The sequence below is a fragment of the Nonomuraea zeae genome (genome assembly GCF_005889725.1).
Taxonomy (GTDB): domain Bacteria; phylum Actinomycetota; class Actinomycetes; order Streptosporangiales; family Streptosporangiaceae; genus Nonomuraea; species Nonomuraea zeae.
In genome coordinates this window covers 1-24082 of record NZ_VCKX01000192.1, presented here as the reverse complement: position 1 = coordinate 24082, position 24082 = coordinate 1, and the positions used below count along the sequence as shown (strand labels likewise).

The 24082-nt window shown below is 68.6% G+C and carries 27 protein-coding genes and 2 pseudogenes; 21 read left to right on the top strand and 8 right to left on the bottom strand.

The features are described 5' to 3' along the window. The first annotated feature begins 178 nt into the window (after window positions 1-178). A complete protein-coding gene (locus tag ETD85_RS41975) occupies window positions 179-679 on the top strand; it encodes a CAP domain-containing protein (RefSeq protein ID WP_138695406.1) in 501 nt (166 codons plus the stop codon). Between the two features lie 5 nt (window positions 680-684). Here the strand turns inward: ETD85_RS41975 and ETD85_RS67035 are convergent, their stop codons facing one another. From ETD85_RS67035 to ETD85_RS41960, 4 genes are all read right to left on the bottom strand, one after another. Next, entirely contained in the window at window positions 685-810 is a 126-nt protein-coding gene (locus tag ETD85_RS67035) for a hypothetical protein (protein WP_276617318.1), read from the bottom strand. A 202-nt stretch (window positions 811-1012) separates the two neighbouring features. Beyond that, window positions 1013-3331 carry a 2OG-Fe(II) oxygenase gene (locus tag ETD85_RS41970; RefSeq protein ID WP_138695405.1) on the bottom strand — a complete coding sequence of 773 codons (2319 nt, stop codon included), beginning with the start codon at window positions 3329-3331 and terminating at the stop codon, window positions 1013-1015. Window positions 3332-3451: 120 nt separating this feature from the next. Beyond that, entirely contained in the window at window positions 3452-4699 is a 1248-nt protein-coding gene (locus tag ETD85_RS41965; protein WP_138695404.1) for a hypothetical protein, read from the bottom strand. A 405-nt stretch (window positions 4700-5104) separates the two neighbouring features. Further along, window positions 5105-5554 carry a hypothetical protein gene (locus ETD85_RS41960; protein WP_138695403.1) on the bottom strand — a complete coding sequence of 150 codons (450 nt, stop codon included), beginning with the start codon at window positions 5552-5554 and terminating at the stop codon, window positions 5105-5107. Window positions 5555-6262: 708 nt separating this feature from the next. Here ETD85_RS41960 and ETD85_RS41955 point away from each other — a divergent pair. The 13 genes and pseudogenes from ETD85_RS41955 to ETD85_RS41910 all read left to right on the top strand — a co-directional run bounded on the left by ETD85_RS41955 (window position 6263) and on the right by ETD85_RS41910 (window position 13940). Next, window positions 6263-6832 (top strand): DUF2637 domain-containing protein, encoded by a 570-nt coding sequence (locus tag ETD85_RS41955; protein ID WP_138695402.1) that lies wholly within the window; start codon window positions 6263-6265, stop codon window positions 6830-6832. A 4-nt stretch (window positions 6833-6836) separates the two neighbouring features. Beyond that, window positions 6837-7148, top strand: a complete 312-nt coding sequence (locus tag ETD85_RS41950; protein ID WP_170247130.1) for a hypothetical protein — start codon at window positions 6837-6839, stop codon at window positions 7146-7148. Further along, the gene (locus ETD85_RS41945; protein WP_138695400.1) at window positions 7148-7447 is read left to right on the top strand and encodes a hypothetical protein; all 300 of its coding nucleotides are present in this window, start codon (window positions 7148-7150) and stop codon (window positions 7445-7447) included. The genes ETD85_RS41950 and ETD85_RS41945 overlap by 1 nt, the downstream gene beginning before the upstream one ends. Next, entirely contained in the window at window positions 7444-9615 is a 2172-nt protein-coding gene (locus ETD85_RS41940; RefSeq protein ID WP_138695399.1) for an FtsK/SpoIIIE domain-containing protein, read from the top strand. The genes ETD85_RS41945 and ETD85_RS41940 overlap by 4 nt, the downstream gene beginning before the upstream one ends. Window positions 9616-9932: 317 nt before the next feature. Beyond that, window positions 9933-10271, top strand: a complete 339-nt coding sequence (locus ETD85_RS65005) for a hypothetical protein (RefSeq protein WP_206059201.1) — start codon at window positions 9933-9935, stop codon at window positions 10269-10271. After that, on the top strand, window positions 10237-10827 hold the full coding sequence (locus ETD85_RS65000; protein ID WP_338087224.1) for a DUF6192 family protein: 591 nt from the start codon (window positions 10237-10239) through the stop codon (window positions 10825-10827). The genes ETD85_RS65005 and ETD85_RS65000 overlap by 35 nt, the downstream gene beginning before the upstream one ends. A 3-nt stretch (window positions 10828-10830) precedes the next feature. Next, window positions 10831-11244: a hypothetical protein gene (locus ETD85_RS41930; RefSeq protein WP_206059199.1), complete on the top strand. Its 414-nt coding sequence runs from the start codon at window positions 10831-10833 to the stop codon at window positions 11242-11244. Next, on the top strand, window positions 11169-11609 hold the full coding sequence (locus ETD85_RS67680) for a transposase (RefSeq protein WP_420847292.1): 441 nt from the start codon (window positions 11169-11171) through the stop codon (window positions 11607-11609). The genes ETD85_RS41930 and ETD85_RS67680 overlap by 76 nt, the downstream gene beginning before the upstream one ends. After that, window positions 11534-11704 (top strand): annotated as a pseudogene (locus ETD85_RS67675) (transposase); the annotation flags it as partial. The gene ETD85_RS67680 and the pseudogene ETD85_RS67675, both read left to right, overlap by 76 nt. A 34-nt stretch (window positions 11705-11738) precedes the next feature. Then, window positions 11739-12104 (top strand): annotated as a pseudogene (locus tag ETD85_RS64985) (transposase); the annotation flags it as partial. Between the two features lie 279 nt (window positions 12105-12383). After that, entirely contained in the window at window positions 12384-12995 is a 612-nt protein-coding gene (locus ETD85_RS41920; RefSeq protein WP_138695398.1) for an EF-hand domain-containing protein, read from the top strand. Window positions 12996-13086: 91 nt separating this feature from the next. Then, the gene (locus tag ETD85_RS41915; protein WP_240779770.1) at window positions 13087-13656 is read left to right on the top strand and encodes a DUF6328 family protein; all 570 of its coding nucleotides are present in this window, start codon (window positions 13087-13089) and stop codon (window positions 13654-13656) included. Window positions 13657-13727: 71 nt separating this feature from the next. Further along, window positions 13728-13940 carry a three-helix bundle dimerization domain-containing protein gene (locus tag ETD85_RS41910; protein ID WP_138695397.1) on the top strand — a complete coding sequence of 71 codons (213 nt, stop codon included), beginning with the start codon at window positions 13728-13730 and terminating at the stop codon, window positions 13938-13940. On the opposite strand, the gene ETD85_RS41905 is transcribed toward ETD85_RS41910, so the two are convergent. From ETD85_RS41905 to ETD85_RS41890, 4 genes are all read right to left on the bottom strand, one after another. Next, on the bottom strand, window positions 13937-15154 hold the full coding sequence (locus ETD85_RS41905) for a protein kinase domain-containing protein (RefSeq protein ID WP_138695396.1): 1218 nt from the start codon (window positions 15152-15154) through the stop codon (window positions 13937-13939). The genes ETD85_RS41910 and ETD85_RS41905 overlap by 4 nt on opposite strands. 14 nt (window positions 15155-15168) lie before the next feature. Then, the gene (locus ETD85_RS41900; RefSeq protein WP_138695395.1) at window positions 15169-15552 is read right to left on the bottom strand and encodes an STAS domain-containing protein; all 384 of its coding nucleotides are present in this window, start codon (window positions 15550-15552) and stop codon (window positions 15169-15171) included. A 112-nt stretch (window positions 15553-15664) separates the two neighbouring features. After that, the gene (locus ETD85_RS41895) at window positions 15665-16213 is read right to left on the bottom strand and encodes a hypothetical protein (RefSeq protein WP_379507280.1); all 549 of its coding nucleotides are present in this window, start codon (window positions 16211-16213) and stop codon (window positions 15665-15667) included. Between the two features lie 572 nt (window positions 16214-16785). Next, window positions 16786-17163, bottom strand: coding sequence for an STAS domain-containing protein (locus ETD85_RS41890; RefSeq protein ID WP_170247129.1), 378 nt, complete (start codon window positions 17161-17163; stop codon window positions 16786-16788). 562 nt (window positions 17164-17725) lie between these two features. Between ETD85_RS41890 and ETD85_RS41885 the strand changes: the two genes are divergently transcribed. From ETD85_RS41885 to ETD85_RS64980, 7 genes are all read left to right on the top strand, one after another. Further along, the gene (locus ETD85_RS41885) at window positions 17726-18766 is read left to right on the top strand and encodes a LysR family transcriptional regulator (protein ID WP_138695393.1); all 1041 of its coding nucleotides are present in this window, start codon (window positions 17726-17728) and stop codon (window positions 18764-18766) included. A gap of 155 nt (window positions 18767-18921) precedes the next feature. Next, entirely contained in the window at window positions 18922-19266 is a 345-nt protein-coding gene (locus tag ETD85_RS41880; protein WP_138695392.1) for a GlsB/YeaQ/YmgE family stress response membrane protein, read from the top strand. A 491-nt stretch (window positions 19267-19757) separates the two neighbouring features. Beyond that, on the top strand, window positions 19758-20192 hold the full coding sequence (locus tag ETD85_RS66220) for a hypothetical protein (protein ID WP_240779769.1): 435 nt from the start codon (window positions 19758-19760) through the stop codon (window positions 20190-20192). A 286-nt stretch (window positions 20193-20478) separates the two neighbouring features. Then, entirely contained in the window at window positions 20479-21261 is a 783-nt protein-coding gene (locus tag ETD85_RS41870; RefSeq protein ID WP_138695391.1) for a SigB/SigF/SigG family RNA polymerase sigma factor, read from the top strand. A 34-nt stretch (window positions 21262-21295) separates the two neighbouring features. Then, window positions 21296-22129 carry a DUF1206 domain-containing protein gene (locus ETD85_RS41865; RefSeq protein WP_138695390.1) on the top strand — a complete coding sequence of 278 codons (834 nt, stop codon included), beginning with the start codon at window positions 21296-21298 and terminating at the stop codon, window positions 22127-22129. 531 nt (window positions 22130-22660) lie between these two features. After that, complete coding sequence (locus ETD85_RS41860; RefSeq protein WP_138695389.1) at window positions 22661-23293, top strand: VC0807 family protein; 633 nt, start codon at window positions 22661-22663, stop codon at window positions 23291-23293. A 235-nt stretch (window positions 23294-23528) separates the two neighbouring features. Next, window positions 23529-24082, top strand: a 554-nt coding sequence (locus ETD85_RS64980; protein ID WP_206059195.1) for a tyrosine-type recombinase/integrase, incomplete at its 3' end; no start/stop codon positions are given.

Sequence of the window (24082 nt, the reverse complement as noted above, 5' to 3'; positions counted from 1 at the left end):
CGCCCCCGCCCCCGCCGAAGCGGTTGCGCGTGAAGGCGATCCCGCCTCCCCGGGTCGGCGAACGACTGCGCGCCCACGACGCCACTGTGCCCGGTGATCGCCGAGACATGACAAATCGATCTATGTCGCGCCAGAATGCGGAGCCGTCCAGCGTCTACCGCAACCGGAGGAATTTCCTGTGCGCCGACCCCTTGGGTTATTTGCCGCAGCCGCCGCCCTGGCCACGATCGCCGCGCCCGTGAGCACGGCGCAGGCTGTCACGGCGTCCGTATCCAGCGCCGCCAAAGTGGGAACGGCGCAGGAGAACATGGTCGTGCGGCTGGTCAATGCCCGGCGGGCGAAGAAGGGATGCCGGGCGCTCAAGCACCACTCGCAACTCCACCGGGCCGCCCACGGCCACTCGGCCGATATGGCGGAGCACAACTACTTCTCGCACACCTCCCGCGACGGCCGATCCTTCATGGATCGCGTCAGGGAGGCCAGCTTCACCGGCGGCACCCAATGGGCGGAGAACATCGGCAAGGGACAGCGCACCCCGGCCGCGGTCGTGCAGTCCTGGATGAACACCTCCGGGACCAAGGCCCCCATCGTGAACTGCAAGTTCACCTACATCGGGGTCGGTGCGGTCGAGGACTCCGACGGCGCGATCTACTGGACCCAGATCTTCGCCGCCAAGTGACCCACTCAGTGGTGAGCCGCCTGGAAGAAGATCGCAGGCGACCTGTTTCGGCGGCGGTGGGAGCGCAGCCCGTTCATCAGCCGATCGAGCTCGTGCTGGTCGTCGCCGAGCAGGTTGATGGATACGGACATGCGCCGTCGCGGGCGTGGCCGAAGGAAGCCGCCGTGGCACGTCGCTGACCTATTACCCGTCACAACAAAAAAATCCTGGTCACGTCTGCTCGTGACCAGGACCCGTAATCCATCGGTTGTGTCCGAGGATTGAACGCCACCGGACGCACATGGCCTGCCGGCATCCCCATTCCCGTACATCACATTTATCTGGCCTGACGGGTCAGGTGGAGACCTTCCACTCATTGGTGAGCCAAGCCAGATCCGCTTGGTGGCGCTCGCGGGTGAGGCGCTCGCGTTCGAAGAGGGCTTCTGTCTTGGTCAGTACCAGGGTGTACGGGCGGCCCTGCCGTCTGGTCTCGTGCCGGACCGGCAGCTCAGCGTCATCTATCCGGGCGTGGACATGCCTGCGCCTGTCCTTGGCGAGCGGCCAGTCGAGAGCACGTCGTTCAGGATGCCGGAGAAACGTGCCGAGCACTTCGCAAAGCTCGCACACGCATCCGGCGGGCAGCACAATCGACCAGTCGCCCGGCGCCCGTTGCGGTTGTGACAGTGCTGCCCGGATCCGTTCGGCAGAGCTGGTCGCCAGCTCGCCGAAGCCCGCTCGGTGCGCCCCGGCGGCGCGCAACGTGGCCATCGCCAGTACGTGCGCCCGATCGCCGGTTGTCCGCGCGAGGTTGTGGGCGTCCCTCAGCACGTTCGTCGATCCGAGTTGGGCCGCGGCCGCGATGATCCCGGAACAGGGTGCCCCCAAAGTGGTGAGCCATGCTTCTCGTCGGGAGGTGAGCGGCCCGTCGAGCGCTGGACCGACCTGGCCCGCGAGCATCGTCCACGACAAATCGACGATGCGACGGGCGGCCGCGGTGGACGGGCTCCCCTCCGCCGAGAGCGCGGCACACAGCCGGGGGAGGTTCTCGAGCCACTCCAGCGGCGCCTGGACGAGGCCGTAGGAGCCGGGTCGCCAACCTTCGGACCAGTCGTGCAGCAGGCCGTCGATCCAGATGTCGCCGTAGTGCGCCGCCAGGGCCGCGAATGCCGGACCGTGAGGAGGGACCAGCCGCTCCAACGCGAACGGCCGCAGCAGCATGGCGGCGATTTCCGCGTCATCCAGTTCCCTGGCCGCCTCCAGCGCCTTGCCGAGAAGTTCGGTCTGGCCGGGGTAACGGCCGGCGGCGTGCCAGAAGGACTTCAGCGACCTCACCGCCTCACGAGCCTCGGCGATCTTCCCAGCGCGGGCCAGCCTGGTGAGTTCGCCGAGTGCCCATTCCGGAGACGCCTCGGCCCGGCTGGCGAAGCCCAGGCTCCGTGGCCAGATGACCAGCGCCGCCCGCCGGTACCAGCGGTCCAGGGTGTTGCCGTAGTTGCCCATGTAGCCCTCGTACTCCGAGGCGTAGGCCGTCATCTTGGCCGTCGGGGTCGTCGAGGCCACCTCGGCGTCGCTGAGGTCCAGCGAGATGCCCTCGAGCCGCCCTGTTTCCGGGCCGATCCAGTGGGCGAGCGTGGTGGAGGTCTCGATCAGGTCCTCAAGAACGTAATCCCTGTCGTCCGCACTGCCCGAACCCTCGTCGTCGCCGGGGTTCTCGTCCTCATACTCGCCGTACCACCCGTCCTCATCCTCGTCGGCATCGTAGGCGTCCCACGTCTCCTGGATCTCCGCGAGGGCCAGCGTGATCTCGCAACCCGCCTGCTCCGCAGCGGCCCGCAAAAGGGCGCCGCGCGAGGCGTCGGAGCCCTTCAACCGGGACCAGCTCAGCCCGCGGGCGGTGTACTCCTGATCGAGCAGGTACGCCAGCCGCGCCGGCGGATCCCCCTTGCGAGAGCTGTACGGCAGGACGACCGGAGTGGCGAAGTGCGCGAGAAGACCGGCCGCGAGCTCGCTGACCGGCGGATTCCCGGCCATCGCAGCCTGGGTGTCTCCCGCCAGGAGCAGGTTGTAGGTGAGGGTGACCCGGTTGCCCGTTGTGACGGGAAGAACCTGGTGAGGGCAGTCGGCGTAGAAGGCCACCAGCGAGACCGCCGTCTTCAGCCCCCGGTATGTCTTGGTCTGGCCCTGATGCTCGACGACGAGCTCGCCGCCGGTGTGCGCGGACGGCAGCGTCACCACCAGGGTCGCGACCATGGCGTCGTCCTTCTCGGAGTCCTGGTGCGCGACGAAGAACTGCCCGGTCTCGTACAGGAGCATGGAGTGCAGCTCCGGCGTGAGCCGGCAGTGTGGCGGCAACCCCAGCTCCGCGCGCATCCCGTCGAGAACGGCCGCGAACGCGTCCGTCCACTCGACGCGCACCAGCTCGTTGGGAATCTCCCAGGTGTCGCGCACCTCCGGATCGGTCAGGGTCTGCTCGCCCCGCCCGAACCGGGCACGGTGGCCGAGCCCGCGCAACAGGACGGCTTGCTCATCGGAGACGGGAAACCGCAGCGGGCCGACTCCATCGACCGCCACCGACAGCTCGGTTTTGGGAAGCTTCCGATGGACGCTCGACGCGGCGCGCTCCGCCGTCGTGGCGAGCAACTCGGCAAGTCGTTCACGAGCCATGCCGGACATGCAACCCCTCCTTGGCCGCGAAACCAAAATTATCGCGCGGAGAGGGCGCTCCGGTGAGGCATCCCGGATGGCCGTTCGCGGATGCCGGAGACCACCTTGGTCGGCTGTGCCGTCAACCGATCAGGGGAGGAGGCGGCGTGCGAGTTGTTCGGCGTTGAGCACGCGGATGGCATCGTCGACGGCTTCCCGATCGGTGAGGTCGATGCCACGGTCGGTGAGGGCGGCGGCGATCTGCTTGGCAGGGCCCCAGGAGGTGTCGTCATCGAACGCCCGGGCGAACTCGCGAAGATGGGTGTCGACGGCGTCGACTACAGGGGTGATCCAGCGGGGATCGACGCCGCGCTGGTCGAGGGCGTACGCCAGCCACCGGCGCAGGACGTCGGGAAGGGCCGCGCGCTGGGCGGCATCGAGAACAGCCTTGCGGGGCAGCCAGTCGGTGAGCAGCAGCATGACCTCGTCCGGGCTCCAGGCCAGCGGGCCGGAGATGATATAGCCCTCGCCGTAGTCCAGGAACAGCTCGGCCAGCGACCTGCTCACCTCGTCGTCGCGATCGTGGGTGGTGGTGAACTGCTGGATCAAGCGGTCGCGTTCGGCCTCGGGCAGGCTGTCCCGCTCGGGCCAGCCGGGCAGGTGGTCGCGGCAGCGGGACCAGGCCAGCGCCCGATTGTCGACGAAATCCTCGTCGTCGTTGCGCGGCCAGGTGATATCGGTGGTGCGCAGTGCGTCGGCCAGGTCGGCGAGCACCTCGGGCGCCGGAGCCTGGCTGATCGGCATGGGGACCTCGTCGGATCCGTGCTGTTGGTCCCACTGTGCGGCGGCGCCGGGTTCCAGGATCGCGATTTTGCCGATCATCAGCCCCCCGGGCTTGAGTACCTGGGCCATCAGCGTGTGGGGATGGGCGCCGTCGTAGTCGATGAGCAGCACGTTCTCGCTGTCCCATACGTCTACCGCTCGCCACGCCGACGTCGCGGTCCATGCCGTGTCCGCGGATGCGGCGGTGTGCCAGGGCGGCAGCGGCTGGGTCTCTTGCAGGATGTCGATCGTCTCGGCCAGCATGGCGAGGTCGGTGGCGGGCGCGACCCGCGCCAGCGCGGCGATGGCGGCCAGGCCGTGCGGCGAGGGCGTGGTGGATGCCCGGCCGGTCACCTCCATGCACAACCGATGCTCGGGCTCGCGTTCGCTCAGCTCCGCGCTCACCCATGCCTGGCCGAGCCAGTTGCTGGCCCAGGTTTCGGCGATCAGCGGGTCGGCGAGGCCGGTGAGCTGCCGGGCATCCCGCAACAGCAAGTCTGATCGGCGCGGCGGGAGGGGCGAACGACGGACCGGTTTGCTATTGGTGGCCTTGCGGCGGCCGCGGCTCTTGGGCATGCTCCAGTCCATCACACCCCTCGACCGGGCTGACTTCTGACCGGGTGGGCAGGTAGGCCGCGCGGTCGGAGGCCAGTGACCACTCGTTGCGACGGCCGTGGGCGAGGCCGACTGGGCCGTGCAAATAGGAGGGACGGATGCTGTGGATCATCCAGATTCGGTCACCGGTCTCTCTCGACGCCGTCGGCTCCGTGGTGGCTAGCGGTTTCGTCGTTCGGATGCCTTGGGGTGGCCGGCTGCGACCCTCGTGAGCCAGATGGTCGTTTCGGGGTCGTCGATGGCGTACCAGATGCGGCCCCCAGAGGTGACCTCGTACTACCACTGCTCCAGATTACGGTTGTCGTGCTTGACGGTGCCCAGCGATCCGGACAGGTGGGTGTTGCCGGTCGTCGACCCGGCGGCCGCTCACCCAGCACCGTCAATGGACTGCCCGCCGCTGCCGTCGAACGGATTGGCAAGGTCGCGAGCGATCTCGGGGTCGCTCCAGGCCAGAGCGGTGGAAGTCCATGACCGGCGTGCCCGGGCATAGGGCAGGAGCTCTCCGGTGTCCGCTCCGGCCAGCAGGTGAGCGAGAAGTTCGCGGACACACTGCAGCCGCTCGTGCTCCGGAAGCCAAATCAGCCATGGGAGGTCCTCGGCCAGGGCCTCCTCTGCCAGGACCCGATTGGAGCGGGCCACGATGGTCATAGATCGGGCCAGCGTGAGGAGAGCGGCACGGGCTGCTTGGTAGCGTTCGTCGCGTACCAGCCAGACGTTTTCGGCGTCTCGACGCTCGAGTAGCACGTCGGCGACGTCGAGTTCGGGAAAGACCTCGTTGCGGTCACGAGCCAGCGCGCTGAAAGGGAACGTCTTCATGCATCCAGATTACCCGTCGAGTGCATCAGTAATGCAACACTAATGTTGAAGAGCAAGGGGGCGGGTTGAGGCACGTCGCCCTACCCTGTCCGCGCTGGGGCCGGGCGAGTAGTGATGGAGGCCATGGGCCTGCCCGTATGTTCGGAGAGGGAGATGAACCCTCATGCGCCTGACCTGGGGCTAGAGGCGCCTCGACTTGAACCCTCATAGCCAAGAGAAAGTAAAAACGCCAGGTCAGTGACCTGGCGCCTACTGTGAAGCTGGTGTCCGAGGGGGGACTTGAACTCCCAGGATCATGGGGGCACCGGGGTACATGTGCGGGCATCCGCACCCATCTTGAGCTGCTCGTACGCTGGTTTCTGATCTTCCCGGAGGCAACCGGGAACATCCGGGAACACGGGCGGCGGTATCAGCCGAAGTATCACGCGGGGGATCGGACGAGAGCGCCTCCTGGCGCAGGTTGAGGACCCGCAACGGCGAGGGCGGAGAGACGACTCAGCGTCGCTGCCCGATTGGGGTCCCGGTCTCCTGCGGTACGCGCCCGCTCGGTCGGTGTGTCCACCAAGGCCGGGAACCGTCCAGCCGCATGTCTCACGAGATGACCCCGCTGGCCCGCCAACCCAGCGGTAGTTAGGCGGCCGGGGGCGGTGACTCTAACACCGGACCTCGGCCTAGACCCAGCCACCTGACCTAACCAGGAGCCAGGCCATGAGCCATCACCCTTCCACACCCACCATCGGCGAGGAAGCGAATCCCGCCGACGAGATGCAGCCGAAGCGCATCCGGCGCTTCTTCACCAACCCATTCCGTCACCGCCGCCCGCGTGCCGTGCCGGTCGCTGAGCGGCCGGTGGACACTGGCGCGGGCCGACTCGGAGACCGGGTCATCCTCGGTTTCGCGGTGGCCGTCCTGCTGGCCGTCGCCGGGGCGGCGGCGTACGTCTCGTCCCACCATTTCTACGGCCTGGCCATCGTTCAGGGGGAGCGGCGCGACATGGCCGTGCTCTATCCGGCGATGTCGGATGGTGTGATCGTCATGGCCTCGCTGGTGATGGTCTACTGCTCGCGCCGCCGGATCGGTGTGCCAGTTCTCGCCTGGGTCTCTCTCACCCTGGGCGGTGCGGTGACCCTGGCCGCGAACGTGGCGCGGCTGGTCCGGCGGACTCGGATCGCGCCTGGTCAGCGCCCTGGTGCCGCTGGCGTTCGCGGGCGCCTACGAACTGCTCATGTGGATCGTCCGCAACACCCGCCAACCCTCCGCCGAGATCCCTGCGGATGAGCACGTGTGCCAGCCGATCGAGACCGTCGTCGAGGTGGATCACGAGGTGCCGGTCCTGCCCACCGACCGGTACGAGGCGGCACGGCTCGCCTACATCGACAGCCTCGGCGAGGGTAAGCAGCGCCTCGGCCGCCGCCCGTTGATGAACCGGTGGGGACTGGAGCAGCGCGAGGCCGAGGACATCATCGCCGAGGTGGACAAGGAGCGGGCTCAGCCGGCCGACGCGGGAGAGGTCGAGACGCCAGGCTCGGAGACCGCCGTGCCGTGGCTGAGTGGCGTCGAGCCGACCGGCACGAGCCAGGCGGAGGCGGCGTGATGACGACCTTCCTGATCCCCGGCATGTGTGTGGGTGTGTTCCTGCTGTGCGTCACGCGGGAGGCGAGTGCGGACGCCCGGAGCGCCGGGCAGATGTGGGCGACGATGCGCCGCGCCGGATGGGGCCGCACGGCCTTCACGGTGGCGCGCGTCGCCGTGGTGGTCGTGCTGCTCATCCTGGCCGATCTGTGCCGCCTGGCCGGGCACGCAGTCGCTGGGGCGCGGGTCGTCATCGAGGCGCTCGCCGTACACGCCGAGATCCTCGGCTCGCTGGTCACTCGGACGGAGGTGCGGGCATGACCGCCACTGAGGAGATGCATGGCGGCATGGTGATCGCCCTCCAGGACGAGGACGTACGCCTCGCCACTGGGACTGCGCCGCAGAAGGCCGCCCCCGAGGTTCCAGAGGCGGACGAAGGTGTCCTTGAGGGCGCCGTGGTCCTCGTTGATCAGCCGCACCAGCCTGAACCGATGGACCTGCTCGCTGAGCTCGCCGCGCGCCGTCAGGAGCGGGCGCCGCTGGTCCCGGTGTGGCTGCGGTCGCGGGCGGATGCCTTGCAGGTGCTGAAGTGGCGGGCCGAGCACACCGGCTACGTGCTGGCTTACCACACACTGCGCGCCCCGAAGGACGCCGCCAAGCTCGCGGCCCGCTCTCCGGCCGGCGCCTGGCGGCTGCTGGCGGCGCTGGTGCGTTGGCTGTTCGACCTGGAAGGCCGTCCGGTACGCCGGGCGGCGGCCACCAAGGAGGAGGCCGCGGAGTACCTGGCGCTGTCCCGGCAGCGTGACGACCGGGTCAAGGCACGCTTGTGGACGCTTCTGGTGGGCGCGATCACGGCGGTCCTGGTCGGCATCTTCGTCGCCGTGGCCGCGCCGACCTGGGTCCAGTGGGCGATCCTCGGTGTGCTCATCGCCGTGGCGGGCATGATCGGCTCGCCCGCCGACCAGCCGCTCCTGGACCGGGCGGTCATCCCCACCCGGGTGCGCAAACTCACCAGTGGCCAGGTGATGGATGCGCTCGGCTCGCTCGGCATCTCGGCCATCAACCAGGCGCTCGGCAAGAACGGGCGCGGCATCACCTTCCCGGCCCCGATCATGCGGGATGGGCCCGGCTGGCGGGCCGAGGTCGATCTCCCGCTCGGCGTGACGGTGGGGGAGGTGCTGGAGAAGCGCGACAAGCTCGCCTCCGGCCTGCGCCGCGCGCTGGGGTGCGTGTGGCCTGAGCCGGTGTCGGAGGAGCACCCGGGCCGTCTGGTGCTGTGGGTGGGAGATCAGGAGATGCGCAAGGCCTGGCAGCCGGCCTGGCCACTGCTGAAGCCGGGCCAGGTCAGCCTGTTCGACCCGATCCCGTACGGCAACGACCAGCGCGGCCGGCCGGTGTCGATCCTGCTCATGTTCGCCAACGTGCTCATCGGCTCCATGCCGCGCTACGGCAAGACGTTCGCGCTGCGGGTGCTGCTCCTGGCCTGCGCCCTGGACCCGCTGGCCGAGCTGCGGCTGTTCGAGCTCAAGTGCACCGGCGACCTGTCGGCGCTGGAGAAGGTGGCCCACCACTACGCCAAGGGCGCTACCGACTCGGCCAAGGCCGCCTGCGTCGCCTCGCTGGCCGAGGTGTGCGCCGAGTTGGACCGGCGCGCGGAGGTCATCGACAGCCTGCCGCGCCATCAGGCGCCTGAGTTCAAGGTCACGCCCGAGTTGGCGGTCCGCAGGGACCTGGGGCTGCACCCGATGGTGGTCGCGATCGACGAGTGCCAGGAGCTGTTCGCCGACGACGAGTACGGCGAGGAGGCCGCCAAGTACGCCACCGCGATCATCAAGCGCGGCCCTGCCCTCGGGATCATCCTCATCCTGGCCACCCAGCGGCCGGACAAGGACAGTCTGCCCAAGGCCATCAGCGCGAACGCGGGCATTCGGATCTGCCTGCGGGTGATGGGCTGGCAGGAGAACGACATGATCCTCGGCACGGGCACGCACCAGGCCGGGATCAAGGCCACCATGTTCACCCTGAACGACAAGGGGATCTCCTGGGCGGTCGGCATCGCCGAGGACCCGATCATTGTCCGGTCGGCGTACCTGGACGGCCCTACCTCAGAGCTGATCGCCCAGCGCGCCTACCAGCTCCGCCAGGCGGCCGGAAGACTGTCGGGCCAGGCGATCGGCCAGCAGCCGCCTCAGCGGGCCTCCTACGACCTGCTGGCCGACATCCTGACCGTGACCACGGCCAAGGAGGAGAAGGTCTGGAACAGCACCGCCGTGGACCGGCTGGCGACTTTCCGGCCCGACGCCTACGGCCAGTGGACGGACCTGGAGGACGACGCCAAGACCGCCACTCTGACGGCCCGACTGAAGGAGTACGGCGTCCGGACGGAGGACACCTGGGGCCGCGACGCCACCGGTAAGGGTCGCAACCGCAAGGGCTTCATTCGCGCCGATGTCGCTCAGGCGCTGGGCAAGCGGAAAGTCCAGCCCTAGCAGTCCGTCCCCCTCTGTGAACGCCCCTGGAGCCAGTCCGGGGGCGTTCGCATGTGGCTGCTAGAACGCTAGGCCCCAGGTCAAGATGCGGCTCCCTCGCTAGCGGGGCCGCTAGACCTAGCGGGCGTGTCCGCTAGAGATTGGCCGCTTCAGAAGGTGTCTTCGATCCCCTAAGAGATCTTGGATCGCGCTCGGAGTGAAGCGAAAAGACCTTGTCTGCCAGGGATTGTCACGTCTCGTGATCAAGCGCATGCTATGTGTTGGTGGTCCGCATCATGCCGTTGTCCCGTACGTCTCATGCGAGGGGAGAGCGGACCATGCCGACCATGATCGGGCACGTCACCCAGGAGCGCTACGACCAGATCGTCACCCGCGGCCGGGAGCTGGTCGAGTTCCAAACCCGTTCCCAATTCCAGCTCGGCGATCTGGCGCTGGAGCTCGAACCGATCCAGCCGCACGGCGGTGCGCACGCGGACCAGGGCGAGGCGCTGTTCGGCGTCTTGGAATCGCTGCAGCTGTTAGCCGACGACCTGGCCATCCCGGTAAAGACGTTGGAGACCCACCGCTGGGTGGCCTCCCGTTGGCCGGCCCAGCACCGCCAGGCAGGGGTCCCCGTACTACATTCACAAGACGCTGGCTTCCATCCGCGACGATGAGGAGCGGTGGGCGCGCATCGCTAACCCTCCGCTGGATAACCGCACCGGAACCCGTCGGTGGACCGACACGGCCGCCAAGCAGGCCGTGGACCAGAAGCTCGTCAACACCGCCTCGGTGCAGCAGAGGGTCGAACGGATCCACAACCTGGCCCGCGATGAGGAGGTCGCCGTGCGGGTAGCCACCGATCTGCTGCGCCGGCCCCAGGTGGCCGACCGGTCCATGCGCGACGACCTGGCCAAGCACATGGTCAACCGGGCGCAGGTCGAGCACGCCCAGCAGGCTGGCCAGGTGGCACGGCAGCGCACGCCCGCCCTGCCCCGCATCGAGCGAAGCCGCGACTTCCTCGACCTGATCGGGGCGTGCTCCCTGTTCGTGGCCTCGGTCGGCCGGACTCTGCCGGGGCTCCGCGACCATCAGTTCACCGGCGACGAGTGCGCCGCGGTGGCGCGTAACGTGGCCCGCGTCCGGGCAACAGCCGACTGGCTGGAGGCGGCCATTGAGTCGGGGGACGTGAGCCTTGATGAGAGCCTGGCTCGGTTGCTGCGCGGCGAGTAGACCATGTCCTCCAGGGGCCTGGCGGCCAACGTCTGCGGGGAACAGGTGCGGCTGGCGCTGCTGGAGGCCCGCCCGGCCGGTCTGACCGCGCAGCAGCTGGTCGCCGCCACCGGGTTGAGCCTCTATCAGGTGCGCAAGGGCGTCCTCTATGTCCGCGAGGTCTCGGCGATGGCCCACTTGACCCCGCTGATCTGGACCTATGCCGGTGGATACGCGTTCGCGTCGACGCCGGTCGACTGGATCGCCTACGAACGCGCGCGACTGCGCACCGAGCTGACCCGGATCAGTCGGTTTCTGTCAGCGACGGTTGCACCTCATGCGACACTCACGCCGGAGGATGAGTGGATCAAGCTGGTGCTGGGCCAGCTCAACGTGGTCCAGACGGCGCTGAACCTGGTCAACAAGGCGGGGGTGTGATCGACGTGCGTCCCCGCCGCTACCCCTCCGACACCACCGACGAAGAATGGGCACTGATCGAACCACTTCTTCCGACACCCGCCTGCCAGACCCGAACGGGCGGCCGCCCGGAGAAGCATCACCGCCGCGACGTGTTCGATGCGATCAGGTACATCACCGGCAACGCGGCGAAATGGAGGCCTTGCCATCGGATTTCCCGCCCTACCAGGCGATCTTCGGCTTCTTCAGCCGCTGGGCCAGGGCCTGGGTCTTCAACGGGATCCGTGATCAGCTTCGCCGCGCCATCCGGTTGCGCGCTGGGCGCTGCCCCAACCCGGTCGCCGGCATCATCGATTCTCAGTCGGTGCGCGCTGCAGCCACTGTGACCGGGCGTTCTCGCTCCTATGATGCCGGGAAACGGGTGGCAGGAAGGAAGCGTCACCTGGTCGTGGACACGTTCGGCCTGCTCATGATGGTCATGGTCACGCCAGCCGGGCAACCCCGACCGCGACGCCGCACGGGAACTGCTGGCCCGGCTGCGGATGCTGCACCCTCAGCTCACCCTGATCTGGGGCGACAGCGCCTACGCCGGGACGCTGGTGGAGTGGGCCCGCCGTTTCCTGCGCCTCACCCTGAAGATCGTAACTAAACGGCCTGGTCAGATCGGGTTCAAAGTGCTCGCCCGTCGTTGGATCGTCGAGCGATCCATCGGCTGGCTGATGAACGCCCGCCGCAACGTGATCGACTTCGAGCGTAAGCCCGCCCATAGCGAAGCCCACCTGACCATGGCCGCCATCACGCTCATGAGCCGGAGACTCACCCGCAGGAAGGCCGCCCGGGCCTGGACCAGACATCGGCCCGACTCGACCCAGGCGGCCTGATCCGCACGTGGATTACCGACGGATCGAAGACACCTTCTCAAAGACCCTGCACGGTATGAAGCAAGGCGCGGGTCAGGGATGATCTGGACGGAGCCACGGTGCCTGTCCTGGGCTGAGGCGACAGTTCAGCCCGCCGAGGGGGCGTGAGCTGTGATCGGCTCCGGCGATGAGCTTTGCTCCGAACGCCCATATCCGTCTCCTGGCAGACGGCGTTGACTGACAGTGTCCGGTTACCCGTCTTCGGGTGGGATGCGCCGGCGATAGCGGGCGGAGGCGGTCGTGTCCACCGAGACCGTAATGTGGGTGGCCGTCATCGTCGGGGTGATGGTGGTGGTGCCGGCCGTCGGCTTCTACTTGCTGCGGAGGCGTCGAGGTCGCCTGCGCGAGCGATTCGGCCCCGCCTACGAGCGCACGGTTGCCGCCGCGGTCACCCGCAGGGCGGCCGAGCGTGAGCTGCGAGCCCGTCGAATGCGATCAGGCCCACTCGACATCCAGCCGCTCGATCCCGACGCACGCCGCGGCTATGCCGACAGGTGGGCCGCGGTGCAGGAGCGTTTCGTGAACGAGCCGAGCCCCGCGGTCAGCGAGGCCGATCTACTGGTAAGAGCCGTCATGGCCAAGCGCGGATACGCCACCGAGGACTTCGCGCAGCAGGCCTCCGACCTGTCACTGCGACACAGTCGCACCCTGGAGCACTATCGCCAAGCTCACGAGATCAGCGGGCGCGCCGGGGACGGTTGGGTGTCGATCCAGGAACTGCGGCAGGCCATGACGCACTATCACGCCTTGTTCGACGACCTCATCGGCGGCGATCAGCGGCCCCTCCGGGTCCGGGCTGCCGCTCGACCACCCCTGACACTCCCACACGGAGGCGCGGGTCCCCGCCGGTAGGCCACAGGCGCTCAGGAGGCCGCGAGCCGGAACACGAGCGATGGATCCACTCCCGTGGCCGTGCCACGAAACTCACGGAGGTATCAGACCGATGGCGTTACCTCATCAAGAGAGCCAAAGCCGCCTTCCCACCGATGGCGGCTCCTCGGCAGGGACGGCCGAGGAGAGCAGCGCCGACGAAAGCCACAAGGAACGCATCGACCGTGAATTGTCCGAACTTCTTCAAGGGCTGCGGGTCATGGTGACCGGGGTGCAGGTGCTGTTCGCCTTTCTGCTGGCGATGCCGTTCCAGAGCGGCTTCGCCAAGGTGGACACCTCGGGCCATTGGCTGTTCTTCGTCGCGTTGACGGGGTCGGCGACCGCCTCGGTCTGTTTCATCACGCCCGCTGTTCAGCACCGGTTGCTGTTTCGTACCGGGCTGAAGGAGAAGATCGTGCATCGCGCCAACGAGCTGGGCCTGGCCGGCGCCGTATCACTGGCGGTCGCGGTCACCGCCGCGATGGCTTTGGTGGCCGAGGTCGTGCTCGGCAACTGGCTCGCCATCGTGTTCGGTGCCGCGGCGGCGCTGGCGACCTGCTGGCTGTGGCTGCTCCAGCCGATCATCGACCTGCGCCGCCAGGCAACGGCCAACCCGCCGCGGACAACACACAACGAGGACTAGCCAGGCGGCGGTGAGCAGGCCCCGCGGTGCTCGGCAAGATACGACTTCCAACCACCTTCGTGGGAGAGCACATGGATATCGATGTCGCCGGACGTGAACACCTGGCGGTGGATGAACTGAAGGCGCGGTTGGCTGGAGCCTTCGCCCGCAGCCATTCGGCTGAACGGGTACGTTCTGCGGTGGTGGCGGCCCACCACCGTTTCGATGGGCGGCCGATCCGTGACTTCGTTCCGATCTTCGTCGAGCGGATCGCCAGAGCAGACCTGCGCCGGTCCGTCTCCTAGCACTGCTGTCTCTGCACGCTCAAGGAGCCCAAGGCCGTCCGCGCCCAGTCGAGCGCTGCGGTCGGATCCAGTCCGTGCGGGATGCGGTCGGCAGGGGTGTAGCTGAGCCACTGGTCGATGAGCAGGCCCATCTGTTCGGGTACGTCCGGGGTGAGGCGATCGGCGCGTTCGGGCCGGGTTCCGGCTTGCATCAGGTGGCGGACCTGCAGCAGGTCGGCGTCGGTGCCGACGGCGGTTTCGAGCTCGCGTCGCAGCGGCGCCAGGCCGGTCAGCAGCCAGTAGGCCAGGGCGCCGACGCCGTACAGGTCGGACAGGCCGCTGGGGGCGGCGTCGGTGACGCCGAGCTGCTCGGGGCTGGCGAACCATTTGGTGCCGCCTGGGGACACCGTGGAGACGCTCTTGCCCGCCTGATGCAGCTGGGACATTCCCCAGTCGATGATCCTGATGTTGGTGAGGCCGTCCAGCACGATGTTCTGCGGCTTGATGTCCAGGTGGATGATGTCGCTCGCGGCGGCGGCCTGCAGCCCGGCTAGTACCTGGTCCAGGACCCACAGGCTCCACTTCAGCGAGACGCCGGTGCCTGCCCGCTGCTGGAGGTGGAGGTGGAGGCTGCCCGGCTGGTAGAGGGGCGAGATGAGGTAGACCGCCTGGGAGCTGCGGTCCTGGCCGGAGTCGAGGATCTGCCCAATGTGCGGGTCGTGCAGGCGCATGCTCCGTACTTCCCGCAGGAAGGTGCGAAACCGCTGGGGCTCGCTGTTGGCCTGGTGGAACACCTTGGCCACGACGGTGGCGGCGGGGTCGGCGAGTTCGTACGCCTTGTACAAGGTGGCCATGGCGCTGGCGTCGGCGTTCAAGGGTGCGTAGATGCGCCAGCGGTCGTTGAGCACCATGATCGGCGCGGGGCCGTCGCCGTCGGCGTTGCTGTGGGCGGGTGTGGGCGACGGCTGCGTGCTCTGGCCCGGCTGGCCCGCTATGGCCTGCTGCCGCGGCACGCGCCGGCTCCGCGCGTGTTGCAGCGTGGCCGAGGCGGCGATCTGCGCCGAGGTGATGATCTGCTCGGCGTCGGTGCGGGCCTGGGCGAGGATCGCGGCGGCCTGGATCCGGGCTTCTTGGAGCACCTGATGGCGTAGCCGGTCCAGCTCGGCTGTTGCCGCGGCGGGTAGATGGGGGCGAGGCAGGGCGGTCGTCGCGCTGCCGGCGGGGAGAACAGACATAGGCGCACGAATTCTCAGCGCGTTGCCACGGGGCCGGACCTGATGCTGCCCGTACTCGTGCCGGGGGTGATGCCGTACATCGGGAAGCTGCGGTCCAGGTCGGTGAGGCGTAGCACACTGGCCAGGTGTGGGCCGGGGGCGGCCAGGCCGAGGGTGATACCCAGGGACCGGGCCTGATGCTGGATGCCGACCATGACGCCCAGCCCGGCGGCGTCGCAGAACGACACCCCGGACAGGTCGAGGATGAGCAGGCCGGTGCTGTGCCGCAAGGCGCGCAGCAGGCTTTCGCGCACCGTCTCGCGGGTGGCGAGGTCGAGTTCACCGCGCAGGCGCACGACGCTGGCGGCGGCGGGGATGAGCCACAGACCTGCCCCGGCGCGGGAGTAGAGGGTCGTCATGTGGTGCTCCGATCAGGCGCTGGTCTTGATCCGGTTGATCTGTGCGCGTCGCGGCGGTGTTCAGGTCGGTAAGAGTGCTTCGGAGGTGCCGGGCGATGCCGCGCGCCGGCGGTTACTTCAGCACCGGGTAGGAGCGCACCAGTGCGGTACGACCCCACATCCTGCCGATGCCGAAGGTGTCGCCGGCACCTGCCAGGGCCAGGCCGGCCAGGACGATGGCGTAGATGAGGTGCTCGTCCAAGAACGGGTTGTTGGCCAGCGGCAGTTCGGCAGCCCACATGAAGACCAGCAGCACGGCGCCGGTGACCGCGGCGATCCGCATACCCGCACCCAGGATCAGAGCGACCCCGATGCCGAGCAGGCCGAGCATGAACAGCCAGTCGACCCAGAGGTGTCCGGCCAGGCTGGAGAAGAAGACGCCGAGCGCGTTCTCGCCGGTCCCCTTGAGGAAGCCGGTGGTCGGGCTCCCGCCGGAGATCCAGGCCTTGCCAGCAGGCGTGGCCAGTCCCCAGCCGAAGGTCTTGTCGAGGAAGGCCCACAGGAAGATCCAGCCGATGCCGATCCGCGCGGCGGCCCAGACGTAGTCGACGGGCCGGGGCGCCGTCCCGGCGCGCGGGTCGTTCATGACGGGGGCGGGCTGCTGCCCTTTGGTGGTAGCCATGATCAGTTCCTTTCGTGCTGCTCGTAGGAGGTTTCCCGCATCTCCAGCAGACTGCTTTCGCCGCCTGGGCATCTGGGCCGGAGGGTCGGTGTCGATGGGCTTCGGTCCTCATTGCGGGACGTTGGCAGGTGAACGCCGGGCACCGTTGGCCGGGTAGAACGTGAACCCCAACCCTGTGATCGTCTGGGGGCGTGCGCCCGAGCACAGCTCCTGCCGCTGGATTTCCGGAGAAGCGCATCTCCCGCGCCTGGGCTGGGCCTGCCCCGCAAGGCGCGCAGCGAGCGTTCGCGCGCACCGCCTCGCCGGTGGCGAGGTCCAGCTCGCCGCGCTGGTGCAGGACGGTTGGCGCTGGCAGGGATGAGCCACAGACCTGCCCCGAGGTGGGGGCGGAGGGTGGTCATGAGGTGCTCCGATCGGGGGCAGCGGCTTGATGCTGTCCTCGCGGCGATAAGGCTCCGCGATGAGGTCGAATGAAGGCGGTGACCGTGCTGCGCAGGTGGCCAGCGGCACCACACCGAGCGTGCCCAGCCCCAGGGCCGGTGGACTCATGAGTGAGCTGGGCAAGGCGTGGGTCAGCCTGGCCGCGCCGATGCCTGGAGGTGAAGACCGGGCGTTTGGCGCCAGCCGGTGAGCTTGAGCAGGCGTCGCACCTGTGGGGGCACCGAGCGCAGGGTCAGTACCTGGTCACGGCCGCCGTCGTGGAGCGCGGCGGCGGCACCGACGAGGGCGCGCAGGCAGCCGGTGTCGATGAACGCCAGGCCGCTCAGATCGATGCAGAAGCCGGCGCCGCCGCGCGCCATCGAGGCCAGCGCCCGAGCCAGGTCGGGCAGGGTGGAGTGGTCGAGCTCGCCCGCGATCCGCAGGCCCGCACGGTCGGCGAGCGGGACGATGCGCAGGAACTGGCCGGCATCGGTGATCGGGGTGGGCGCGATCCCTGATGATTCGGTCATGGCTGCGATCACGGCTGTGATCTCGGGTGCGGGGGCATTGGTGGTATCCGTGGCGTTCATGCCGGGCTCCGGGCTCCTACGAGGGAGTGCGAGACAAGAGGGCCGCGGGCTTGAGGCGGCATGAACACGTTGCGAGGGTGCCAGCGTGAGCGGTGTCGTGCGAGCAGTAACCTGAATCATCCAGCAGGCTCGCCGGAGCGGAAATCACCGATGTGAGCCAGGCTTATCACCACCAGCGATCACCGGCCAGGTGCCGGCCAGATGACAGCAGGGTGAGGGCGGCGAGACCTCTCGGCGGGTGTGGCCGGATCGCCCCCCCTCTTGCCCAGTCCTCGCGCTGCCATGTCTGTGATCGCGTTGACCAGCCGACATCAGCTCCAGAGCGAGTCGGGGAGGCGAACCCTCGGCAAGTCCATCCCCGCGATGCGCCATCCGCCGCCCCGGCCATCGCTCCTGCCCAGCCCAGCAAGTAGCGCCGGGGCTGTCGAAGCCGTCCGAGGGTCTACAGTGCAGGAAGACGGTTCATATCGGCGCCGCCCGGGTTCAGGGAGGGGTGGCGGGCATGGAACTGCGTCAACTGCGCTACTTCGTGACGCTGGCCGAGGAACTGCATTTCGGCCGGGCGGCGGCGCGTGAGCACATCGTGCAGTCCGCGCTGAGCCAGCAGATCCAGCGGCTGGAGCGAGAGGTGGGGGTGCGGCTGCTGGATCGCAGCACCCACCACGTCGACCTGACCCCGGCCGGGGCCGCTTTCCTCATCGAGGCGCGCCAGATCCTCGACCACGTAAGCCGGGCCACGCGAGTCGCGCGCGACGCCGTCGCCGCAACGCCGACGCTTCGCGTTGGCATCGTCGATGCCGGCTACGATTCGATGCCGCAAATCCTGCGCGGATTCCAGCGCGCCCATCCGGATGTCACGATCCACCAGGTCGAAGCGGGCACCTTGGAGCAGTACCGGCAACTGGCCGACGGCCGCCTGGACCTCGGCATCGGGCATGCCTCCCAGGCCCCGCAGGAGGTGACCTCCAAGCTGATCAGGCTCGATCCCCTCGGCGTACTCGTCCCCGAGGATCACCACTTCGCCGGCCTGGCGGGCGTACCCGCCGCCGCTCTCGCAGGCGAACTCCTGCTGCTCGGCGAAGAAAGCCAGACGCCGGAGCTGAACCAGTTCGTCCTCGAGCTGTGCCGCTCGGCCGGCTTCCCTCCCGCCATCTACGAGGGGACCGTGGAGAGCAGCCGGGCCGCCGCCGACCTCGTGCTCCAGCACCGCTGCGTGCACTGCGTCCCCTCCTCCGCCCGCAGCTCCAACCGGCCGGGCACCCTCTGGCGGCCCCTGACCGAACCCGTCACCCACTACCCGTGGTCACTGTTGTGGCGCGACGCCAACCCCTCCCCCCACGTCGCCGCTGTCATCACCAGCGCCCGGCAACTAGCCCAGCAGCTCGGCTGGCTGCAACCCGCCGCCCGGCCCACCCGGCCACCGCCCAGCGAAGATGCTCCGCCAGCCCACGCCGCCGCAGCGGTGATCCCTTGTGACTCGCCGGGCTCAACGCTGGCCGCGCCACGCAGCCCCTTCCTCCCTGGTGATCGGTCCTGGAGATGAATCCTTCACCGATCGCCTGTTTCCGCCCCTGACGCGGGAGTGTTGGCTCGGGGCGAGTTCGACCGTCGCCGCCGGCAACCGGCCGGCCTCCTGCTTCGACCGGTCCGGAAGACCGATCCCGCGCAGACATCGATGCACCGCCACAGGAGTAGGCCATGGGCATCATCGCTTGGATCGTCCTCGGACTGGTCGCTGGACTGGTGGCCAGAATGCTGGTCCCCGGAAAAGACCAGCAAGGTCTGATCATCACCCTCGTACTCGGCGTCGCCGGTGCGCTGCTGGGCGGCTTCGTGGCCACCCAGGTGTTCCACGTCTCGGGTGTCCAGGGCTTCTTCAACCTGTCCACCTGGGTATGCGCCATCGCCGGCGCGGCAGTCCTGCTGCTCGCCTACAACCTGATCACCGACCGGCGCACTGGCCGGCGCACTGGCCGCACTGGCCGCACTGGCCGCACTGGCCGCACTGGCCGCCGTTCGGGCCGCTGGGCCGGCCGCCGATGACCGCGCCCCAGCCCACCCCGCAGCTCACCCTGGAGCTCATGTTTCTTGCCGTGGGGGTAGGGGGTGATGCCCGTCGCCGCGGCCATCGCGGTCGTCGTCGGCGCGATCCTCACCTTCGCCCTGGCCGACGGCTCGGTGGCCGGCTTCGACCTGCGCATCGTGGGCGTCATCCTGATGCTCGGTGGCGCCAGGAGATCATCGACGGCCGCATCGATGACCGGGCGCCGGCAGGCAGGGTGGTATCCGCCGGGCCCTGGACGATCGTCTCTGAAAGAGGAGAAGCGCCAAGACCGTATCGGAGACCGCATCCCCCGGTCTTCTGAAGCCGGGCGGTACGGTCCGCCCGTGGCCGCCCTGGATGGGCGGCGGTCAGGATCGGTCGGCACGCCGGTATCGGCCTGCCCCGACCGTCGATATACGTCCCGGCCCGCTGCCTTTGCCCCCGCCCACGCCGGCCCGCACGAAGGCATCGACATCTGCAGGAGGCAGACATGTCCATCATGGCCATGGCCTGGGTGGCCGTCGCCATAGCGGTGGTCCTGGCGCTGGCCATCGGCTACGCCCAGCAATGGATCAACCTCCAAGAGCGGTTCGTCGACGCCCCAGGTCCCGCCGTCACCGAGGCCGACGAACTGGTCACGGCCGCCATGGCCGAGCGCGGATACCCCACCGAAACTTCGAGCAGCAACTCGCGGACCTGTCGGTGCACGGCCGTACCCTGCACCACTACCCGCCAAGCCCACGAGATCAGCAGACGCGCCACCTCCGGCGAGGCCTCCACCGAGGACCTGCGCCAAGCCATGGTGCATTACCGCGTCCTGTTCGAGGAACTCCTCGGCAACAGCGACGGCGACGGGCACCACCCTCAACCGGCCGAAGCCCGCCAGGAGCAACCAGCACTCGCCGACGGCTCCCAGCAAAGGTGACGCGACATGGACCTCCGCAACGACCCCGAACGCCTTGATGAGCGGCTCGACGAATTCGCCGACACACCGCCGCTCCGGCCCGTACCCGTTGACACGCGCGACAATGATGACCACAGCAACGACGACGCACAGCCGGCAACACCGTCTGACCAGGTCCTCTTCGACCAGGGGCAACGCCGACGCCGGCGGTGCTGCACATTCCGCCGGCTTGGCCGCCCTCGTCCACCGCCCAGCTGGTGGGCGGCTGGAGGGCGCTGCACGGCACCGGAACAAAAGGAAAGAACAGATGGCCGTCCTGGACATTCCTCTGGAGCAGATGACCGCCGAAGAACTCCTGACCGAAATGGCCCGGCCGCACATCCCAGAGTCGCACGAGGCCCGGCTGCGCGAGCGGCTGGTGGAAACCCACGCCTGGATGGCCAAGTCCCTCGCGCGCCGCTACCGCAACCGGGGCGAACCCATGGAAGATCTCCTGCAGGCCGCCTACGTCGGCATGGTCAAAGCCATCAACCGGTTCGACGTCCGCCTCGGCCACGACTTTCGCCGCTATGCGGCCGTCACCATGGCGGGCGAGGTCAAACGGCATTTCCGGGACCGCGCGTGGGCCATCCGGGTTCCCCGCGTCCACCAGGAACGCCGCTCGCAGCTGACCAAGGTGTCCGCCGACCTCAGCCAGGCACTGGGCCGCCGGCCGATCGTCGCCGAATTGGCGGCCGAGATGGGCCTGTCGCAGGAGGAAGTCCTGCTGACGCTGGACGCTTCGGCCGCCTACAGCGCCCTGTCGCTGGATGCCCCCCTCGATAACCGCGACTGCGGTGGCGGCCGTAGCGTCAGCCTGGCCGACGTCCTGCCCTGCACCGACGAAGCATTGGACACCATCGTCGGCACGCAGTCCGTAAAACCGCTCATCGATGCCTTGCCCGCGCGCGAGAAGAACATCCTGCTGCTGCGCTTCCACGGCAACCACACCCAAGCCGAGATCGCCGCCGAGCTCGGAATCTCCCAGATGCACGTCTCCCGCATCCTGCGCAACGTCCTTAGCCAGCTACGAAAAGCACTGATCGACTAACCGACCGACCAACCGATCACTCCTGGAGGCTGTGATGACGGTGAAGAGCGGGGCCAAGTCCGCGGGCCGCCAGGCGGCCTCAAGCCGATGGCTGGAGTGGTTGGCCCGGGCGGGGTTCGTGGCCTGTGGTGTCAACTACCTGCTCATCGGCGTACTGGCGGTACAGATCGGCATGGGCGTCGGCGGTGAGGCGGCCGACGCCTCAGGAGCGATGCATGCCGTCGTCGCCTACCCCGGCGGATTCATCGCTTTATGGCTGGTCGCCATCGGTTTCGCCGGGCTGGCGTTGTGGCGGCTGGCCGAGGTGGTCTACGGGCAGGCCAGCCCGAACGGCAGAACGGTCGTCAAGCGGCTGGCCTCACTGGGGCGCGCCATCGTCTACATCGCGCTGTGCATCGGCATCGTCGTCTTCCTGCTCGGCGTCGGGAGCCGGCGTTCGGGCAACAATCAGTCCAAGGACGCCACCGCTACGCTGATGAGCTATCCGGGTGGCCGGTGGCTGGTCCTGCTCATCGGCCTCGGCGTCGTGGCGGTGGGCATCAGCATGATCGTGGAAGCCGTCCGCAGGAAGTTCACCGAGAACCTGCACATGGCGCACATGGGCGCGCGCACCCGCGCCACCGTCAAGGTTTTGGGGTTCGTCGGCATCTTCGCGCGTGGCAGCGTGTTCGCCGTCCTCGGCGTGTTCCTCGTCATCACCGGCGCCACCTTCGACTCTGACAAGGCGCAGGGGCTGGACGGGGCGCTGCGCAAGTTCACGCTGACACCCCTGAGCCCCTGGCTGCTGGTTGCCGTCGCGCTCGGCTTGGTCACCTTCGGTGTCTACTCCTGCTTCGAGGCACGCTGGCGCAAGACCGAACCAGGCTAGACGACCTCATCGGCCCGAGCGGCTCCCTAACTGGTGGCATGCGCCTGCCGCGGGCATGCCCGACGCCAGCGGCGCCAAGCGGTGATCGCGCCGGGCGGCTTCGTCACCTACGTACCGGACACGCCCCTCCCCGGCGATCGCCGGGGAGGGGCAGACCTTGCGGCTGCCGCCGCTGCCAGGGCCATGGCTGCACCTGCTGCCCCCTCCCGGCGCTGGAGATCCGCGACGGCCCCGCGCTGACCGGCACTCAATCCCTTGGGCGCCAGGCGGGTGTCGGTGATCGGCGGTGACGATGAGCCTTGCTGACTTCGCCCGTATCCACACGGCGGCGACGGGCGTTGACTGAAGGGTGTCCGGCTGCCGGCCTGAGGCGGTGAGCCGCGATGGATGCTCGGGCGCCTGGCTGCTCGCAGCACACTCGGCCAAGGCGTCTTCGGGTCTTTGGGGGATGTCGTGGCCACCATCCAGGTCGGCACCGGCACCAGATTGTGCCCGCCCGCAGCCACTTCCACTGATCCGCGAGTAGGCCCGATGCCGGTGGCTCTTCCCAGCCTGAAATCGCTGGCCAGGCAGGCTATACCCCGACTGCTGGAGGCGGTCATCATCCCGCTCGCGCTGTTCTACGCTGCGTTGGCCGTCTTAGGCCTGAACGGCGCCCTGGCCGCGGTGCTCGCCTGGGCCTACGGCAGCCTGGCCTGGCGGCGGCTGCGTGGCCGCCCCCTTTCCCCGAGCATGATCCTGGCCACCGTCGCGATCACCATCCGCGTCGCGCTGGCGGCCTGGAGCGGCAGCGCCATCGTCTACTTCCTGCAACCCGAGCTTGGCACCATCTGCTTCAGCATGGTGTTCCTGGCCTCGATCCGGCTACGCCGCCCGCTGGTCGGCAAGCTGATCGGCGAATACGTCCGGCTGCCCCAGGCCGTCATGGCGCACGAGCGCATCCGCCGCTGCTTCGTCCAGCTCACCCTGCTGTGGGCGATGGTCCTCCTGGCGAACGCCACCGTGAGCATCTGGCTGTTGCTGTCCGCCACGCTCGGCACCTACCTGCTCGTCCGCCCCATCACCGTCGCGGTCATCAGCGTGCTCGCCTTCACCTGCTCGATGGCGCTCTTCCTGCGGGCACTCCGCCATCTCGGCCTCCAGACCAGAACCGACACCGACTAACCCGGCCGTAACCCTCCGGCTCCGCATCGTGAGCGCCCAGCCGACCAGCCCAGCCCACCAGCCCAGCCGTCGACGGCGCAAGTCTGCCGTGGGACGGCGCTCCAGCGTTCGCTGTCCCACAGCCGGGTCGCCAAGTTCGGGCCTATGCCGGGCAACTGCCGCGGTTGGGGTCTGGCGGTTCGCAGCCACGGCCGGGATGGCGCCGAGCCTGAGTCCGGCGGACTCAGCTGCGGAGGTGAGCGCCTTCTCATCGACGTGGTTGAGGATCGCTCGGCTGGCGCACACCGGCATGCGCCGCGGCGAGTTGCTCGCGCTGCGCTGGCGGCACATCGACCTGGAGGCCGGAACGGTCAGCGTCCGCCGGTCGGTGGGCGTCGTGCGGGTCAAGGGGGAGGGGGCCATCGTGAAGGAGGGTGACACCAAGACCGCCAAGCCGCACGTGGTCGACATCGACGCCGCCACGGTGGCGTTACTCAAGGCGTACAAGCGCGAACGGGGCGGGATGGCTCTACAACTCGCCCGGGACGATGCGCTGGTCTTCGGCGACCAGGAGGGAAACCACCGGCACCCCGAGCGGTTCTCACGCGGTTTCCAGGACCAGCTCGGGCGCTGCGCGAGGGCGTTCGAGAAGGCCGACCGTGAGGCGTTGCCGCGCATCCGCGTGTTGAGTCGGCCTGGGGCGCGGTGCCGGGATTGCTCTCAGTCCGTTTCCCCAGGCCGCTCGCCGAACCCGCCGTGCCGATCTCTCGGCAACGGGCTCTCCACGGTCTCTATCGTCAGGCGGGGTTC